Below are 15968 nucleotides of genomic sequence, written 5' to 3'. Positions count from 1 at the left end.
CCAAGGAAATGGATTGCATCATCATCTATTTGCATTATTTCATCATTTATCAGCGACTCACATTCCATCCTCCCGAAAGGCTTCGACGGCGTCCTCCTGGTCGACCGCCCATGGTTCCCCTATCTCTGCACCGAGGTCGAGCACTGGCGGTGGGAAACACGCGACGAACGGCACTTCAATTTCTGGGTGGCCCTCTCAGGCGAAGGCTATCTGAGCTGCGACGGCGAAACATATCCGGTTAAACCCGGTAGCTTTTTTGTCTTTTCTCCCCAGCAGGAAATCTCCGCAGCCCACTACTCCGGCCCCAGAATCACCCGTTTCTCCGCCCACTTTTTACCAACAATGAATGGCGAGGTTCTCGACAAGGTGGACAATTTCCCTCTGCTCGGAGGAATGATCGAATCCCTGCCGCTGATGCAAAGGAAGATCGACGTGGTGATGCGCACCGCGATTAGCCGGGAGCACGATGAGGATCTCGCCAAGCTTATCTATCAGCTGCTTATCCAGTCGTGTGAAAAATCCGGAGTCGATGCCGGCGCCTCACTCGACCCGCGGGTGGCCGAGGCGATCCGAATATTTCGCGAAGACCCCGCGTCGGTGCAATCGATGGATTCCATCGCCCGACAACTGGGAATCTCACGTTCACACTTCGACCGCGCCTTTTCCAAACTCGTCGGCCAGCCGCCGCAGCAATTCCTGCTCAACTGCAAGATGATCCACGCCCGCCGACTACTAGAAAGCAGCAGCCTCCGGGTCGGGGAAATCGCCGAGGCGTTAGGGTATAAAGACATCTACTTTTTCAGTCGACAGTTCAAGTCCTGCTGCGGCCAGTCACCGATCAACTACCGGAAGTCGTTCATGCATTAGTCCAGTTCTTAAGAAAGAAGAATGGATGACCGCGAATGATGCAGAAGAAGCGATGGCGAAGTGCCATGAGCAGTCACTGTGAAAGTAATTCATCTGATACTCTCGCCCAAGTCACGTCTTCGCTTTCAATCCCAGCACGAAGGTGGACTAATCTTCCGTCATCCCTCCATGCCATCAGTTTTCCAGCAATCGCACCCCTAGCACTTTGTTCCACTTCCTCAAGTGGCCTAGGATCAATCAAAACCACCTTCTTTTCACCTCGATTAACTGGAAGACACATGTAATCGGTAAGGCGACTATTGATACCCTTGTCACCGAAACTGTAACCGGAAATAACCAATCCCGAGGCCTCGATCAACGTGCTATGGAAGCGGTAGTGAAGCTCTAGGAATACGTGATTCAAATAGCCGAACATCTTATTGAAAGTGCCAGCCAGAAAGAGCGCACGACCAATCCCCTCATGTGGTCAGACCGCTCTCGTCTTTCACTCCTGCCAGCTCGGAATTAGTTCGTATACCGACGTATTCTTCACGCCAAGGGTTCGAATTATATTTACTACCCTGTGCTTCCCTTGGGCGAAACCGCTGCCAATCAATAGAGCCATGAAGTTTGAGCAGACGCACGACAGGCCCTGATGATTGAGTTCGCATGGGGCCGAACAGCACAGGATTCCATGGACGGATGCCATAAGTGTTTTCCACATCGAATCCATCAACTACATGGATTCCCTCTGATCTTAGAAAATTCTCAAGCAAGCGATCGTGATTGAGGCTAAATAAATTCACTTCCTCGAAACGGCGATCATAGGCTGCCTCTTGAAAAATCTTTGCAAAAACTACCCTTGGAGCGAGGCATCTGTGGCACCCAACCACAGAGAACGAAACCTTAGAAATCACAAAGTTCACCTTTTAGCATACTTTCTCACTTGCTGAAGTTTACCTTTTGGCATACTCTCAACCCATGATCAAAAGTTTCTCAGATACAACCACTGAAAAAATCTTTCGAAATCAGCCGCTCACTAAAAAAGAACTCCGCAAGTTTGGCAGTCTGAATTTGCAGTAAGCCCTCGCCAGACTGGACATCCTAAATATCTCCTCAGAAAAAGACCTTCTACTGACTCCCTCATATCACTACCACTCCCTCCATAATGACAGATATTCAATCGATGCAGAATCCAGAAGATCCAAATGGAGAATCACCTTTCAGTGGCATGATGATGAACTTCTGGACGTCGCCCTAGTAAAAATTGAAGACACTCACTAACTCTCAACACACAACAAGATATTATGAAAACTATAACAAGAATCAACCCTGCGATTGAACTTCTCAAGAGTGAGCTCGAACACAGAGCCATCAGCCAAACCCAACTTGCCGCTGCATGTTCAGTATCCAAGGGGATGATCTCGAATATACTCCACGACAGGAAACGTATCTCCGTGGACATGGCCCTCAAGCTGGAAGCATTCCTAGGTATCAAAGCCAACATCTGGTTGGAAGCTCAGCTTAATTATGAGATCCACCAAGCCAGGCAGGGTCTGAAGTCAGCATAAATGCCGCGCTTGGGTTGCTACCCAAATACTCCCCTCACATATCTCTATTTAGACTTTTAAAAAGTCTGAATACGTGTTGATTTTGGACTTCATGGAAGCCTAATTTCAGCAAATCATCCAAGAAAAGATCCTGTCGGGGATCGAGTCTCCCTTGCTGGCTCTCACGCGGCGGGAGGTGGAGTTGCCACCGGTCAAAGGGAAGGCGATGACGGTGATCGGGATGCGTAGGGCGGGGAAAACCAGTTTTCTACACCAATGCCGGGCCGATGCCATTGAGGCGGGAAGCGCCCCGCGTCAGCACCTTTATTTGAACTTTGAGGATGAACGTTTGGCGGGAATGACCGCCGGGCATTTACATTTGATTTCAGAAACGCATCTGCGCCTTTTTGGCGAATCCGGAGAAACCACGACCACGTTGTATCTGGATGAAATCCAGTTGGTTTCCGGCTGGGAGGTCTTTGTCCGCAGAATGTTGGATACGCCGGGGTATGAGGTCTTTCTTTCCGGATCATCCGCCAAATTGTTGAGTCGTGAAATCGCGACGTCCATGCGTGGCCGGGGCTGGGAAATTGTCATCCATCCGTTTAGTTTCAGGGAGTATCTATCACATCACCAGCAGAGCATTCCAGCCGACCCGGTTCACCTTAGCCGCAAGATAGCCGCAAGATGAACCTGCAGCTTGATCGAAAGTTCGCGGCGTATCTCAATGACGGAGGGGTTCCAGAGGCGCAGGGTCTGATAGCTGCGCATGCGCGGCAGCTGCTGTCGGGATACGTCGATATCCTATTGCTACGGGATGTGGTTGAGCGCCATGGAATATCCAATCCCACCGCCTTGCGCTGGATGCTGCGCCGTTTACTGAGTGCGCCGGCGTCTCTCTTTTCAGTCACAAAATTTGCCGCCGACCTGAAATCCCAAGGCATCCCGGTGGGGCGCGAAACCCTGTATGAATTTCTCGACCATCTTGAAGACGCCTTTCTCCTGAAATCGGTGCCTGTCGCCACCGACTCCGAAAAACGCCGACAGGTCAACCCCCGCAAAATCTACCCCGCCGACACGGCATTGATCCCGGTGTATGATCGGAGCGGAAAAGCCAACACGGGGCATGCCCTGGAAACCGCCGTGTTTATCGAACTTCAGCGTCGTGGCGCAGAGGTCAGTTATGTGAAAACAACCCGTGGATACGAAGTGGATTTCCTCGCCCGCATCCCCGACGGATCGGAGGCCCTGATTCAAGTTTGTCAATCGATTGATGACGCCGCCACCCGCGCCCGTGAAGTCCGGGCACTTCAGGATGCGGCGGTCGATCACCCGCAAGCTTCCCTGCTGCTGCTCATTCTTGAAACCAGCCTGCCCTATCCTGAAATCCCAGCCGGCACCCAACTGATGACGGCGTGGCAATGGATGCTCGCCCGGTAACGCTTAACTCGGCGCCCTCTCCCTGCCAACAGCCATATGCTGCTTATTTAGCATTTAATCATTGACCCCGCCGGTCTTATGTGCTGTTTTTCCAGCACCATGAAATTACTTGCCTGCCTATTACCGGCCATTGCCTCACTGTTCACCGTTTCCTGCAGCAGCCATCTGGCGGCTCCGAGTCCGGTTGTCGAATCCGCATATGGAGAAGCTACCAGAGCCAGTTCATCCCGTGTGCTGATCAAGACGGGAACGATGCAGGTCCGGGTGAGTGACGTCCAACAAGCGAGCGCCGATGCCAAGGCACTGGTAAAAAAACACCGGGGCTATCTGGAGAGTATCGATAGCAGTGATGACGGCGATGCCTACGCTGACCTGAATGTGCGTGTGCCGAAAACCGAACTGGTCTCCGTGATGGATGGCCTGGCCACTTTGGGAACAGTCACCTCCCGTCATGTGCAGGTCAAGGATGTCACGGATGAATGGATCGACCTTCAGGCGAAACTGAACAACATGCGGGCTTTGCGTGACCGACTGCGTAGCCTGCTCCAGCAGGCGAAGACCGTCAAAGAAACCCTCGAGGTGGAAAAAGAACTGACCCGCGTCCAGAGTGAGCTCGATTCCCTGGAGGGAAAAATCCAGGCGATGCAACAACATGTTTCCTACAGCAAACTGACCGTCAGGATCCGGCAGAAAAACATCCCCGGCCCGCTGGGTGCCGTAGGAAAAGGTGCCTGGTGGAGTGTCAAAAAACTGTTTGTGATCAAATAACACGGTGGAAGAGTAAGTAAAGCCGATGCTGGACAAGGCGGTTCTGTTGCTTAGAATCGCCGCTCATGAAAAGTGATTTCCTCGTCATCGGCAGCGGTATCGCCGGCCTTTCCTTTGCCATCCGGGCTGCGGAGCATGGTACGGTAACCATTATCACCAAAGGGAAAGCGCTGGAGTCGAACACCGCCTGGGCCCAGGGCGGGATCGCCAGCGTTTTACCGAAAGGTCTGCGGGAAAAGGACGACAGCGTGGAAAGCCACGTGGCCGACACACTCGATGCCGGGGCCGGGCTTTGTGACGAAAACGCCGTGCGCACCATCCTTGGCGAAGCGGCGCAAACCATCGAGGAACTGATCGCGTGCGGGGTGGATTTCGACAAGGAAGGCAAGGAATTCTCCCTTGGCAAAGAAGGGGGCCATAGCCATCGGCGCATTCTCCATGCCAAGGACACCACCGGCAGGGAAATCGCGGAATCACTTCTGGAAACGGCCCGGAACACGCCGAACATCACGTTTTACGAAGAACACTTCGCCATCGACCTCATCACCACCGGCAAGCTCGGCATGGTGTCGGAGGACCGGGTCCTGGGTGCCTATGTGCTGAATGAGATATCGGGGAAAGTCCACCGATTCCGCTCAGACCGTGTGATCCTGGCCACCGGAGGTTGTGGCAAGGTCTACCTCTATACCACCAACCCCGACAGCTCGACCGGTGACGGGGTCGCCATGGCCTGGCGGGCTGGCGCGACCATTGCCAACATGGAGTTTGTCCAGTTTCATCCGACGTGTTTTTTCAACCCCGCCGCCACCGGAGCCAAAGCCCGGTCGTTTCTCGTCTCCGAGGCGGTGCGGGGTGAAGGCGGCATCCTGCGGGACGCCGACGGCATCGAATTCATGGAAAAATACGATCCCCGCAAATCGCTGGCCCCCCGTGATATCGTTGCCCGTGCCATTGACCACGAAATCAAAAAAACCGGTGCCCAGTGCGTCTACCTTGATGTCACCCACAAGCCCAAGGGGTTTATGAAAGAGCGCTTTCCACACATCTACAACACCCTGATGGAGTTCGGACTCGATTCTGAAACGACCCCCATCCCCGTGGTTCCCGCAGCCCACTACCAGTGCGGAGGTGTGCTCACCGACACCCATGGCCAAACCGACATACGCGGCCTGTTTGCCATCGGTGAAGTTGCTTGCACCGGTCTGCACGGCGCGAACCGACTTGCATCCAACTCCCTGCTCGAAGGCCATGTGCTGGCGCGCCGGTCGTTGAAAAAAATCCTCAGTCTCTTCCCACTTGCCAAATCCTCACCTGCCGCACCTGATATCCCCGCCTGGGAATACGGCGACACCGCACCACCGGACGAACAAGTCGTCATCTACCACAACTGGGATGAAATCCGCCGCCTGATGTGGGACTACGTTTCGATTGTCCGCACCACCAACCGGCTCGACCGGGCGGCCAACCGGCTCAGCAACCTGCGGCGGGAGGTCCGAAGTTTTTACTGGGGGCATCGTGTCACTTCTGATATCCTCGAACTCAGGAACCTGGTGGCCACGGCCTCGCTGATCGTGGATAGCGCCCTACGCCGACGCGAGTCCCGCGGTATCCACTACACCCTCGATTTCCCCGATAAAGACGAACGCCAGAATGTCCCCTCCATCCTACGACGTTTCTAAACGCTTCCAGCATCCATCCATCCCGCTATTCCTGTTTCTACCTCCCTCTTTGACTCCCACCATGACGCGCTCGATGCATCTCCTCGTCCCACTGGTCCTCCTCGTATTCTGCCTGCCATTGTCGGCGCAGAATAACACGCCGGGCCCACGGGTCAGCACGCCAACGGCACCCACCAATCCGTTTCAACCGATCCGTTACCCTTGGAAAAAATTCATCACCGCCACCGTCTTCTGGATCGGTGAACAGCCCACCCAGAACAACCCGACACCTAACCACGCCAGCTCATGGGATACCCAATGGCAACTTAACTACGGCGGCTATGACAACCCGGATGCGGCGGCCCGTGTCCAATACCGGCCCAAGGCCTTCACCCCCGGACTGAACCCCTTTTACGTCGCGCTTCCCTATAACGACTGCCTCAGTTACAACAAAAGCCGGCCTGAAGCCGGCCACGTGATCCCCTGGTGGAACCGTCGGCCTGACAAACGTCCCGGAAAGTCCGCCTGCAAAGGCCGCTGGATCCAGATCGTCTACGGCACGAAAATTTGTTACGCGCAGTGGGAAGACTGTGGCCCCTTCACCACCGACGACTGGGAGTATGTCTTTGGCAACAAGCCACCCAAAAACGCCAACAACAATGGTGCGGGCATCGATGTCTCACCGGCTGTCCGCGACTACCTCGGCATGCCTTCCGCGGCCAAAGTGCACTGGCGCTTTATCGATTTCGCCCGTATTCCCCGCGGGCCATGGTCGTATTACGGGAAAAACAACCCGTTTGTAGACCCCAGCCTCGACCCCGACCTGAAGGCCCGGCAGGATTACATGGTCTACCTACGCAAGTTGCGTGACGAGGCCTACGCGCAAAAAAACAACCGCCGATAAGCCGGCTTTTTCGGCACCCTGGGGCTGAACAAGCGTTTTTCTTCATTTTTCTTAAAACTTGGCTTGCCTTTTTCCCGCTGGGGCACTAATTCCTCCGCACCACGTTTCTACGATTGGCACCAGTGCTCGGGTGGCGGAATTGGTAGACGCGCTAGACTAAGGATCTAGTGGGAGTTAATCCTGTGGGGGTTCGAGTCCCCCCTCGAGCACCATTTAAAAACCCTCCTTCCCTCATACGGATCGAGGGTTTTTTTGTGCCCAGGTAAAACCGTGTTTCCAAAAACCATGCCCCAACCCCATGGTGACCTTCCGGAGATGACCATGGTTTGATGGGCGGCATGTCCCCGGGCTGTGACCAGCTAGCGTGTCACGGTAAGCTCTGTCGCTCCGGCCTTGATGGGAAGATCCGCGAGATACAGGTTGTCGGCGATGCGCTGAAAACGCGCGCCTTTCAATATTGGCGCACCTTGATCACTCCAGATTGCCAAGGGGCCAGTTTCCTTGAGTGTGAACACGATTTCCTTTTCGGAAACAGACTTCACCTTTACAGCGGCACTCGGCAGGTATTTATCGGTACGACCAATCACCGCCCAGCCTTGCGTCTTGGGGTAGAGCAGAAAGAGCTTGGCACCGAAGTCAGCAACCTCCGTCTTGAAGTCTCCGCTCAGGGGGACGACTCTCTTCTGATCCAGGTCATAGACCAACAAACCCTCCTCAGGCTGTTCCCATGGGCCGGTGCCCGGCTGGAGCAGCTCACCCGCATAGGGGTAATCCTTGGCTGAAATTGTGCTTTCAAGAGTCTTCCCTGCTTCGGAGAAATTGAACAACGCGATCGCGGCAACGTGATCTTCTAACGGAGCAACCACACGGAATACCTCTTCATCACGGAACGGATGGATGAAAAAGCTTTCCGGTAATAGCGTGGCAGGTGCCTGGGTCCGAAGAAGTTTACCATCCTGGTAAGCAAAGGGTGCCAGTATCCCAGGGACAACCTTATCCGGTTCATCGGAGACATATACCGGGCCACCCGAAATGGCACGCGCTATGGACATCGGCACGACATCGCGCTGGTCATGGGTGTGAAACATATCCAGATCACCCCAGACCGTCTGTCCCATCCACAAATGGTTGGCGAAACTCTGGTAGGTGTTGCACTTGTTTTTGTCCTTGTCCTTCTGATTGTAGTCGGGACTGGAGCGGGTCACGGCACTGTATTTGGTCTGTAGCGAGTTAATGTTAGGCTGGGCAATACAGTTGAGCAACGGGATGCCTTGCTCATGGGTGGATGCATCCAGCGCTTCATTGTTGGCGCGCATGGCACCGACGGGATCGGGCATGCCTCGATACAGGTCGAAGGCCTTGGTGTGAAAATCGACCTTGGTAAAATTGAAACCATTCTTTTTGGTATCAAGTGTCATCTTATCATAAAAGGCCATAGCTGCCGCTTTGGTACCGTTTGGCAACATCATACCGCCTTTCCTGGCTTTGGTGAGATGAGGCTTCAGATCCGGCATCGTGTGTTGCGCTGAAACTCCCGACATGTAACCGGCGCAGTTTCGCCAGATACCCACCCATTTGATCTTATCGTCTTTTTTGAGATCCATGATGGGTTTCCAGCCGTTAGGGAATTTCCTTTTATCGACCCCGAAGCTGAGAAGCCTCCTTCCCTTTTCGTCGAGATAACCATCGTCGACCATGATCCATCGAAAAGGCGCATCGGAATCTTCCAGGGTATGGAAGGCGTTACTGATAATTTTCTCAGAAATCCTCGTTTTGTAAAACTCCCATGAACACCAACCGAGGTAGCCGTATGGTTCTTCTGGAAACTTTTTGTTAGACCGCCAGTCGGCGTTCACGTAGCCAGACTCAATCACCTGCCTCCACACGGCGGAGGTGGCGGCATAGGGGGATTTTCCATAAGCCCATATCAACAGCGGAATGTCGCCCTGGACGGCCTGGGTGCCAAAGTTTCCTGTTTTCAACATCAGCCTGCCCTTCTCGTTGAAAAACTGACCATAGACTTTCCCGGAGGTCATTGGCAGCAGTGCCAGATATTGATCGGTGTCAACCTCCAGCAAAATGAATTGCCCTTCCTGGACATGGTGGTGGTCTTTCCTGGTCTTCGGGGGAGTGTATCCGGCCAATTCATCCAGGGTGGTAAAAGCGACCGCCTCGACGCGGTTTCCACGAGCTGCCCCGCCGGAAAAAGGACGATAAAAGGCCCCGCGTTTGAAGGCGGGTAACTTCACCTCCCGGGATAACACAAAGCCTGCCTTGTCCGGCTTTTGACGGATGCCTTTTTCGACAATGAAGCCGGTTGGCTCGGAGGTGATTTTTATTTCCTGGGCAGACACGGCGGCACAGCAAACAAAGCCAATTATGGCGGGGATCAGTAATTTCTTCATGGGATTCTATCAGGTATTTTGCCGCAGACTATGGGTGCCATGGCTCGGGACCATTCTTGTTTTTTTGCAGGAACCGGGCATCAACACTTTGGTACCATTTGTGTAAGCTGGCACGCATCTTGGCGACGCGTTCCGGGAACTGTGCCGCCAGATCCTTCGTTTCGCCCAGGTCATCCTTCAGATTGAAGAGCATGACCTTGCCGTCCTCGTAACGCTCGACCAGTTTGTAATCGCCGACCCGGATCGCCCCACCGGGAGGCCCCCCTTGATTGCTGTAATGCGGGTAATGCCAGTAAAGGGTGTCACGATCGAGAGTGCCACCTTTGAGCGCGGGGGAGATATCGATCCCGTCGATCTCATGCTTGGTTTCAATCCCCGACGCCGCCATCACAGTCGGATACAGATCAATCGAGCAAATCGTCTCTTCACTAACAGAGCCAGCCTTGGTCACTCCGGGATAGCGGATGATCCATGGCTCGCGAATGCCGCCTTCGTATATCCATCCCTTGCCTCCTCGTAGCGGCAGGTTACTGGTCGGCCAGCCCTCACTTGTGGATAGACCCCCGTTGTCGGATGTAAAAATCACCATGGTATTGTCAGCCACACCGGAAGCCTCCAGTTGTTTCAACACTTTGCCGACCGCCTGATCCATGGCCTCGACCATCGCCGCGTAGACAGCATGGCTCTGAAGCGTCCGCACCTTCTGGCGTTTTTTACCCATGAGTTCACCCGGCACTTCGGTGAACGGCTTGCCCATCACCTTTTCTGCCTTCGCTAGGTATTTTTTCACCAGATCAGGTCGACCCATCAAGGGGGTGTGGACGGAGTAGAATGACAGGTAGGCAAGGAAGGGTTTGTCTTTATTCGCCTCGATAAATGCAGCGGTGTCCCGCGCCAGACGATCCGGCAGGTGCTCCCCCTCAGGGCTTTCTTCCATCTGCGGGTTTTTGAACGGGGCAAAGTATTTTTTTCCAGTGTAGGGGCCACCCGCTTTGTGGCCACCAACGTTGACATCAAATCCACGATTTTGCGGTAAGTGTTTTTCGGTATGTCCGAGGTGCCATTTCCCGGCAAAAAACGTCGCGTAGTTCTTTTTTTTCAGCGCCTGGGCCAGGGTGATCTCGTCCAAGGGCATTTCATCATTCAAGGGCGCCGGTTTGAACTTGCCCGACCGCATACCGGAAAAGAAATTCGTCGCCCCCACACGCGTCGGATACTTGCCCGTCATCAAGCTATAACGCGTTGGCGAGCAAACCGGGTTTGCGGCGTAGCCATGGGTGAATCGCATGGCTGTCTTGGCAAACTCATCAATACTCGGAGTCTCATAAAAACACGACGGGTTGTTGGCACCAATATCCATATAGCCAAGGTCGTCAACGAGGAAGACCACAATGTTAGGAGGGCGGGTTTCCGCCATACTCTCAGGTATGAAACAGAAGATGACAACGAATAGCGAGAGCGCACCGGGTAATCGGGACACTGCGCTGACACATGTTTTCAAGGAAAGATCTTTGAGTCTGCTCATAGTTGTAGCCTAGACTAAGCACCCTCCTTTGTATATCCCCTGAAAAGGTGGTTTTTTCTTTTATTGTGCGGCCTTCAACTGGATACAATCCAAGGCGAGGAAGCCCCCCTTGCTCCTGGGGTTTTTCCCTACCACTTCAGCGCGCAGGACATAGAAGCCATCCACAGGATCAAAGATACCCAGATCGATCAGGCCGGTCGCCTCCACTTTCTTCGAATAGAGGTCCACGGTCGCCTTGACCACCTTGCCATTGACTGAGAACCCGAGGATCCCCAAGTCCGGCGCCTTCGTAGCATTCAAAAACAACCTCTCAGCCACTGGGCTTCGCGCCGCTATTTTAAACTCAACAAAATCTCCAAGGGCTGACCTGGTAAAAAGATAATCCCCCTTGTTCCATGACTTCTTGGCAGCCCTTGCGGAATGCACCTGGATCCTCAAGTTTTCAGACTTCGAAACAATACGCCCGGGGCTGAGTTCAATCGCGCCTTTGAACGTTGCTGCTCCCACATTTTCTTTTTGGACTCCAGTCGAGAAATAGGCTTTAGGCAGTGGGGGCACATTGCACACCTCCACGGGTTCAGGCTGACGGTTCGAGGTGGTAGCTGCAAATGCATACCAATAGACACCTACTCCGTAACCCATATTGCAATCCGTCCACGACCACACCTCCATATCCAGTTTGATTGAACTGCCGAAAGGTATCGTATCGAGCGACCGACTCCGCGTCTCGACACTGTAGCCCATCGTATTCCGCTCATTGCCCTTCTTGCGGTTCAGCTTATTGTAAACATACGCCCGTGGTTGCGCGTGGAACGGGTGATGATAAAAATCAGTACTCTGCCCACCCCACGAGTAACCATAATAGTCTTCGGTTCCCGTGCCAAACATCGACGGAAAATCCTCTCCATCGATCCAGATTTTCTCATCACCTTCGCCCCACCATTTTTCGACCGGGTTCATCACAGTGAGTGTATCGCCAACATAGACGCCGCGACCTTTGGCCGTCAGGTAGTTCCAGTCCGAGTAAGGTCGCGTCGGCACAGGATACTGGCCACGCCAACCCGCATTGAAATACATGCTACGGCCATTCCATTGGTAAGCACCCGTCTTGACCTCGACTTCCGCCGCAACCGGGTCGTCGCCAAAGTTCACCAAGGAAACCTTGGCCGTGCCTTGATAAGGCATCACCCACCGACAGCGCATGGTCCCATCGTCTTCCACCGTGCGGTACCAGCCTTGATGCGGGTTCAGGCCCATCCCGGAGCCAAAAAAATCACCAACCGGACACCAAACCGTTTCCTTGTTATCAAACTCAATCTTCAAAACCGTCGTGCGGGTGACTGACATTTTGTGATAATCAGCCAGTTTCACCGAGAGTTCACGAATGGCCGCCGCCCCTTTGGGTAATTCAATCGACTCCGATTCCCCCTTGCCCAATTGGGCTGAGAAGCGGACCGTGTCAGCCACCCCTTGCGCCGTCGGGTTGAGTAGTGTTTTACCCACTTCTTTGATCAAAGGAGCCGCCGCTTTGTAGTCGGCCACAGTAAATGATTTCACAGCGGTTCCCTCCGGGTATTCACGGTAAGTCAAGACATAGAAAAACGGGTAATGGGTCGTCGTGATTTTCAGGCCCTTCTGATAGGGAATCGGAAAGAAATTCACAGCCGAAGCCAGCGATTTATGGGCAAACGGGTAGGGGAAAAAATCATCCCCATTGAACAATCCCAACATGTTCCCCTCAAGCGTTGGCTCGACCGCACCATCGATATAAACACGGATTTGTATATCAGTGGTCGGCTTTCCTATATTACGAAACGGCATCCATGTCCGCACCAGCGTGCCCGCGCCCTTGTGATCCATCAGGACCCACTCTTTTTCACCGTTGACCTCATCGATCCGGATAAACGAATCATGGTCGGCGCTGGTGTTATTATCCTTATTATTGAACCAGCCTTTTGCATCGTCGGGAGTCTTTGATTTTCGGCTGTAGCTGCTTTCCTGCTTTAAGCGGAAATCCGACCCGGGAAAGCGACTGACCGCGTCGCGATCCACCATTTCATGTAACAACGACTCCATGCTTACCGGCGCCGCCGCTTGTAGCGAACCCATCCCCAGCAAAACCGAACAAGCTATGCATACTGATTTCATACGTATGAGGTATACCATTGATTGTGGTATTTCTTACATTTCAATGACCAAGCTGCGCATATCCTATCCCATCCCAGGCTACATTGACGATTGTCTGTGCAACGTGGCCCGGAGCCGAGCCTCGATATTCCCGGAGGCATAAACCAATTTCGGTAAACGGTGGCATTGTTTGCCGGCTGCGCCGTTTCCTCAGGGTGTAACCTGATAGGTTTCGCCGGCCTTCATCTGGCGCTGCCATGTCCTGCCCTTAAACCGGACCGTCACCAAGCCCGCCTTGGACGCTTTGATCGTGACGGATGTAGGCACACTGTTTTTCCAAGCCAGATCAACGGTGAATCCACCTCGCGCCAACAGACCCCTGACCGATCCAGCCGGCCAGTCTTTAGGGAGGGCTGGCAGGAGATCGATTTCCCCACCATCCATGCGGTAATGACTCTGCATCAGCATCTCGGCAATACCTGCACACCCACCGAAGTTACCATCGATCTGGAATGGCGCATGCACATCGAAAAGATTGGGATTGGTGCCGTTCTTGAGCAAATTGCGCACCATCAGGTAAGCGTGGTCACCATCGTGAATGCGGGCCCAGAAGTTGATTTTCCAACCCATCGACCAGCCCGTAGCGCCATCGCCGCGCATGGTCAGAGTCGTCTTCGCAGCCTTGGCTAACTCAGGTGTATGGACAGGGCTAATCTGACTTCCAGGATGCAGACCAAAGAGGTGGTTCAGGTGGCGGTGTTTGTCCTTCGGATTATCGATGTCCTCATACCATTCCTGGAGCTGGCCGTGCTGGCCGATTTTGTAGGGGACGAGTTTAGCCATGGCAGTTTTCCACGACTCCACACGCTGACCTTTTTCACCTAACACCTCGGCTGCTTGGATGGCATTTTTCAATGCTTCCCGCGCCATCGCAATGTCGGCCGTGGTTCCTTTGGAAATCGGACCATGCTCAGGCGACCAACTCGGTGTGCTGGAAAGCTCGCCGGTGGGCAGCAGATAGAGGTAATCGACCAGGAAGTCGGCTGTTTCTGAAAGAATCGGCCAGCTTGACTGGCGCAAGTAATCCGCATCAACTCCGAAGGCATACTGCTCAAAGGCATGTGTCGACAACCAGGCTCCAGCGAGAGGGAAATACGCCCAGAAGCGAGGCCTCCCTTTTCCGGGATGAGGCACGGTGTATCCCCAAAGGTTTCCAGCAAGGTTAGCGGTCCAGCCACGTGCATTGCTGTAAGCCTTGGCTGTGATGGCGCCGGGCTTGCGCATGGAATCCGTGTAGGCAATCAGCGGTTCCTGACATTCTAACAAATTACACGGACCGCTCGGCCAGTAGTTCATTTGCAGGTTGATGTTGAGGTGGTAGTCGCTGTTCCAAGCAGGAATCACTTCGTTGCACCAGATGCCTTGCAAGTTGGCTGGAAGACCACCGGGACGGGAGCTTCCAATGAGAAGATACCGACCAAACTGGAAATAGAGTTCTTCTAAGTCGTGGTCGGCTGTTTTTTTATTCAGCTTCACCCGTTCATCGAGTGGAAGTTTTCTGATCGATTCAGGAGTCTCGCCAAGATCGATGGCAACTCGTCCGTGGAGCTTCTTGTGATCGGCAATGTGACGCTCCTTCAGTTTATCCAAGCCCAAGGCCATCGCGGAGGACAGGGTTTTGGTATTCTTTTCAGCAGGATGCACGCCCCTGTAATCCGGGTAGCTCTGGGCGTAGTCGGTTCCTGCTACCAGGATGAAGCTCACAGAATCCGCGCCGGTGACTTCGATTCCCTCACCGGAGGTAGATACTTTTCCACCTTGGTGAACCACTCCGATACGGGCTTCGATTTGCAGGCCGTTGTTTGTCAGTTTACCGGAGGCGATGAAGACTCCCTTTTCCGATGTCGGTTTGATGTCGTGTGGCGTAAAAAACTTGAGTTTCAGATTCTGTTGAGCCGGTTTGTCGGCGGAGAAATTCAACACTAACACACGGTCGGGGTTTGAACAAAAACTGGTGCGCGTGAACGCAGCGCCAGCGTGTTGGTAGTTCACGCTATGCACGCCTGTGGTGAGGTCGAGCTGTCTGCGGTATTTCAGCCCATCACTTTCGGCAGGATGCCCGGTTTCGATGACCAGTTCGCCCAGCGTTTGATAACGGCCAAAGTTCACATCCGCCTGGTCGCGATCATCATGACCCAGCCCACGCAGGTGTTCCGTGCTCAATGCCTGTGCCTCTTTTAAACTCGCTTTATCTCCTTTGAGAAGAAGAGCGCGGATCTCGGCAAGGTGTTTGTGGGCATCGTGTTTGTTCTGATCCTTGATGAAATCCTTTGAGCCTGGCCCACCACTCCAGATGCTGTGTTCGTTCAGCTGCACCCGCTCATACGAGGTTCCGCCATAAATCATAGCGCCAATAAATCCATTCCCCAAAGGCAAGCCATACTTCTCCCACGCCTGATCCGGGTTGGGTTTGTGGGTGCGCTTCTGGTTCTCCACCTTCCAGCTTTGCAGTGGACTTTTCATGCCATACGACTCAGCAGGCTTGGCAAACCACATGGTGCGGTCGTATAACTCGTTGGCATGAACAAGGGAGGCGGATACAAGCACTGGCCACACCAGGCTTAACTTCGTTCGTCGGGTTACGTTCATCGGTTTCCAGCTAATTGGAGTGATTGGTTTGAAAAGCACTTACTCCCCAAGTAATGGCTTTTTCCCCAGGTAATGGCTTTTTCCCATCGTGACGGA

General features: G+C 53.7%; 12 protein-coding genes and 1 tRNA gene. 8 read left to right on the top strand and 5 right to left on the bottom strand.

What is annotated here, in order from left to right; all coding sequences use genetic code 11:
* The first annotated feature begins 186 nt into the window (after nucleotides 1-186).
* Nucleotides 187-867 (top strand): helix-turn-helix transcriptional regulator, encoded by a 681-nt coding sequence (locus tag H7A51_03255; GenBank protein MCP5535235.1) that lies wholly within the window; start codon nucleotides 187-189, stop codon nucleotides 865-867.
* Between the two features lie 458 nt (nucleotides 868-1325).
* On the opposite strand, the gene H7A51_03250 is transcribed toward H7A51_03255, so the two are convergent.
* The gene (locus H7A51_03250) at nucleotides 1326-1772 is read right to left on the bottom strand and encodes a hypothetical protein (GenBank protein ID MCP5535234.1); all 447 of its coding nucleotides are present in this window, start codon (nucleotides 1770-1772) and stop codon (nucleotides 1326-1328) included.
* Nucleotides 1773-2153: 381 nt separating this feature from the next.
* On the opposite strand from H7A51_03250, the gene H7A51_03245 reads away from it, so the two are divergent.
* The 7 genes from H7A51_03245 (at nucleotide 2154) to H7A51_03215 (ending at nucleotide 7378) form a co-directional block, all read left to right on the top strand.
* Nucleotides 2154-2417: a HigA family addiction module antidote protein gene (locus tag H7A51_03245; protein MCP5535233.1), complete on the top strand. Its 264-nt coding sequence runs from the start codon at nucleotides 2154-2156 to the stop codon at nucleotides 2415-2417.
* Nucleotides 2418-2568: 151 nt separating this feature from the next.
* On the top strand, nucleotides 2569-3087 hold the full coding sequence (locus H7A51_03240; GenBank protein ID MCP5535232.1) for an AAA family ATPase: 519 nt from the start codon (nucleotides 2569-2571) through the stop codon (nucleotides 3085-3087).
* On the top strand, nucleotides 3084-3836 hold the full coding sequence (locus tag H7A51_03235) for an ATP-binding protein (GenBank protein ID MCP5535231.1): 753 nt from the start codon (nucleotides 3084-3086) through the stop codon (nucleotides 3834-3836). Before H7A51_03240 ends, H7A51_03235 begins: the two co-directional genes overlap by 4 nt.
* 99 nt (nucleotides 3837-3935) lie before the next feature.
* Complete coding sequence (locus H7A51_03230; protein MCP5535230.1) at nucleotides 3936-4604, top strand: DUF4349 domain-containing protein; 669 nt, start codon at nucleotides 3936-3938, stop codon at nucleotides 4602-4604.
* A gap of 65 nt (nucleotides 4605-4669) precedes the next feature.
* The gene (gene nadB, locus H7A51_03225; protein MCP5535229.1) at nucleotides 4670-6283 is read left to right on the top strand and encodes an L-aspartate oxidase; all 1614 of its coding nucleotides are present in this window, start codon (nucleotides 4670-4672) and stop codon (nucleotides 6281-6283) included.
* Nucleotides 6284-6401: 118 nt separating this feature from the next.
* Nucleotides 6402-7166 (top strand): hypothetical protein, encoded by a 765-nt coding sequence (locus tag H7A51_03220; protein ID MCP5535228.1) that lies wholly within the window; start codon nucleotides 6402-6404, stop codon nucleotides 7164-7166.
* Between the two features lie 124 nt (nucleotides 7167-7290).
* A tRNA-Leu gene (locus H7A51_03215) sits at nucleotides 7291-7378 on the top strand.
* A gap of 147 nt (nucleotides 7379-7525) precedes the next feature.
* Here the strand turns inward: H7A51_03215 and H7A51_03210 are convergent.
* From H7A51_03210 to H7A51_03195, 4 genes are all read right to left on the bottom strand, one after another.
* The gene (locus H7A51_03210) at nucleotides 7526-9571 is read right to left on the bottom strand and encodes a raffinose synthase (GenBank protein ID MCP5535227.1); all 2046 of its coding nucleotides are present in this window, start codon (nucleotides 9569-9571) and stop codon (nucleotides 7526-7528) included.
* A 28-nt stretch (nucleotides 9572-9599) separates the two neighbouring features.
* Nucleotides 9600-10988, bottom strand: a complete 1389-nt coding sequence (locus H7A51_03205) for a sulfatase (GenBank protein ID MCP5535226.1) — start codon at nucleotides 10986-10988, stop codon at nucleotides 9600-9602.
* 168 nt (nucleotides 10989-11156) lie between these two features.
* Nucleotides 11157-13244: a DUF2961 domain-containing protein gene (locus H7A51_03200; GenBank protein MCP5535225.1), complete on the bottom strand. Its 2088-nt coding sequence runs from the start codon at nucleotides 13242-13244 to the stop codon at nucleotides 11157-11159.
* 189 nt (nucleotides 13245-13433) lie between these two features.
* Nucleotides 13434-15872: a glycoside hydrolase family 95 protein gene (locus H7A51_03195; protein MCP5535224.1), complete on the bottom strand. Its 2439-nt coding sequence runs from the start codon at nucleotides 15870-15872 to the stop codon at nucleotides 13434-13436.
* Between the last annotated feature and the right edge of the window lie 96 nt (nucleotides 15873-15968).

Source organism: Akkermansiaceae bacterium (genome assembly GCA_024233115.1).
In the GTDB taxonomy this organism is placed as follows: domain Bacteria; phylum Verrucomicrobiota; class Verrucomicrobiia; order Verrucomicrobiales; family Akkermansiaceae; genus Oceaniferula.
Note: the sequence above shows the minus strand (reverse complement) of the source record. Positions and strands in the feature narration are given on the sequence as shown.

What these genes read in the sequence shown, in the direction of transcription:
- H7A51_03195 (MCP5535224.1), bottom strand. Translation starts at nt 15,872, where the DNA reads ATGAACGTAACCCGACGAACGAAGTTAAGCCTGGTGTGGCCAGTGCTT.
- H7A51_03205 (MCP5535226.1), bottom strand. Translation starts at nt 10,988, where the DNA reads ATGGCGGAAACCCGCCCTCCTAACATTGTGGTCTTCCTCGTTGACGAC.
- H7A51_03245 (MCP5535233.1), top strand. Translation starts at nt 2,154, where the DNA reads ATGAAAACTATAACAAGAATCAACCCTGCGATTGAACTTCTCAAGAGT.
- H7A51_03210 (MCP5535227.1), bottom strand. Translation starts at nt 9,571, where the DNA reads ATGAAGAAATTACTGATCCCCGCCATAATTGGCTTTGTTTGCTGTGCC.
- nadB (MCP5535229.1), top strand. Translation starts at nt 4,670, where the DNA reads ATGAAAAGTGATTTCCTCGTCATCGGCAGCGGTATCGCCGGCCTTTCC.
- H7A51_03200 (MCP5535225.1), bottom strand. Translation starts at nt 13,244, where the DNA reads ATGAAATCAGTATGCATAGCTTGTTCGGTTTTGCTGGGGATGGGTTCG.
- H7A51_03235 (MCP5535231.1), top strand. Translation starts at nt 3,084, where the DNA reads ATGAACCTGCAGCTTGATCGAAAGTTCGCGGCGTATCTCAATGACGGA.
- H7A51_03230 (MCP5535230.1), top strand. Translation starts at nt 3,936, where the DNA reads ATGAAATTACTTGCCTGCCTATTACCGGCCATTGCCTCACTGTTCACC.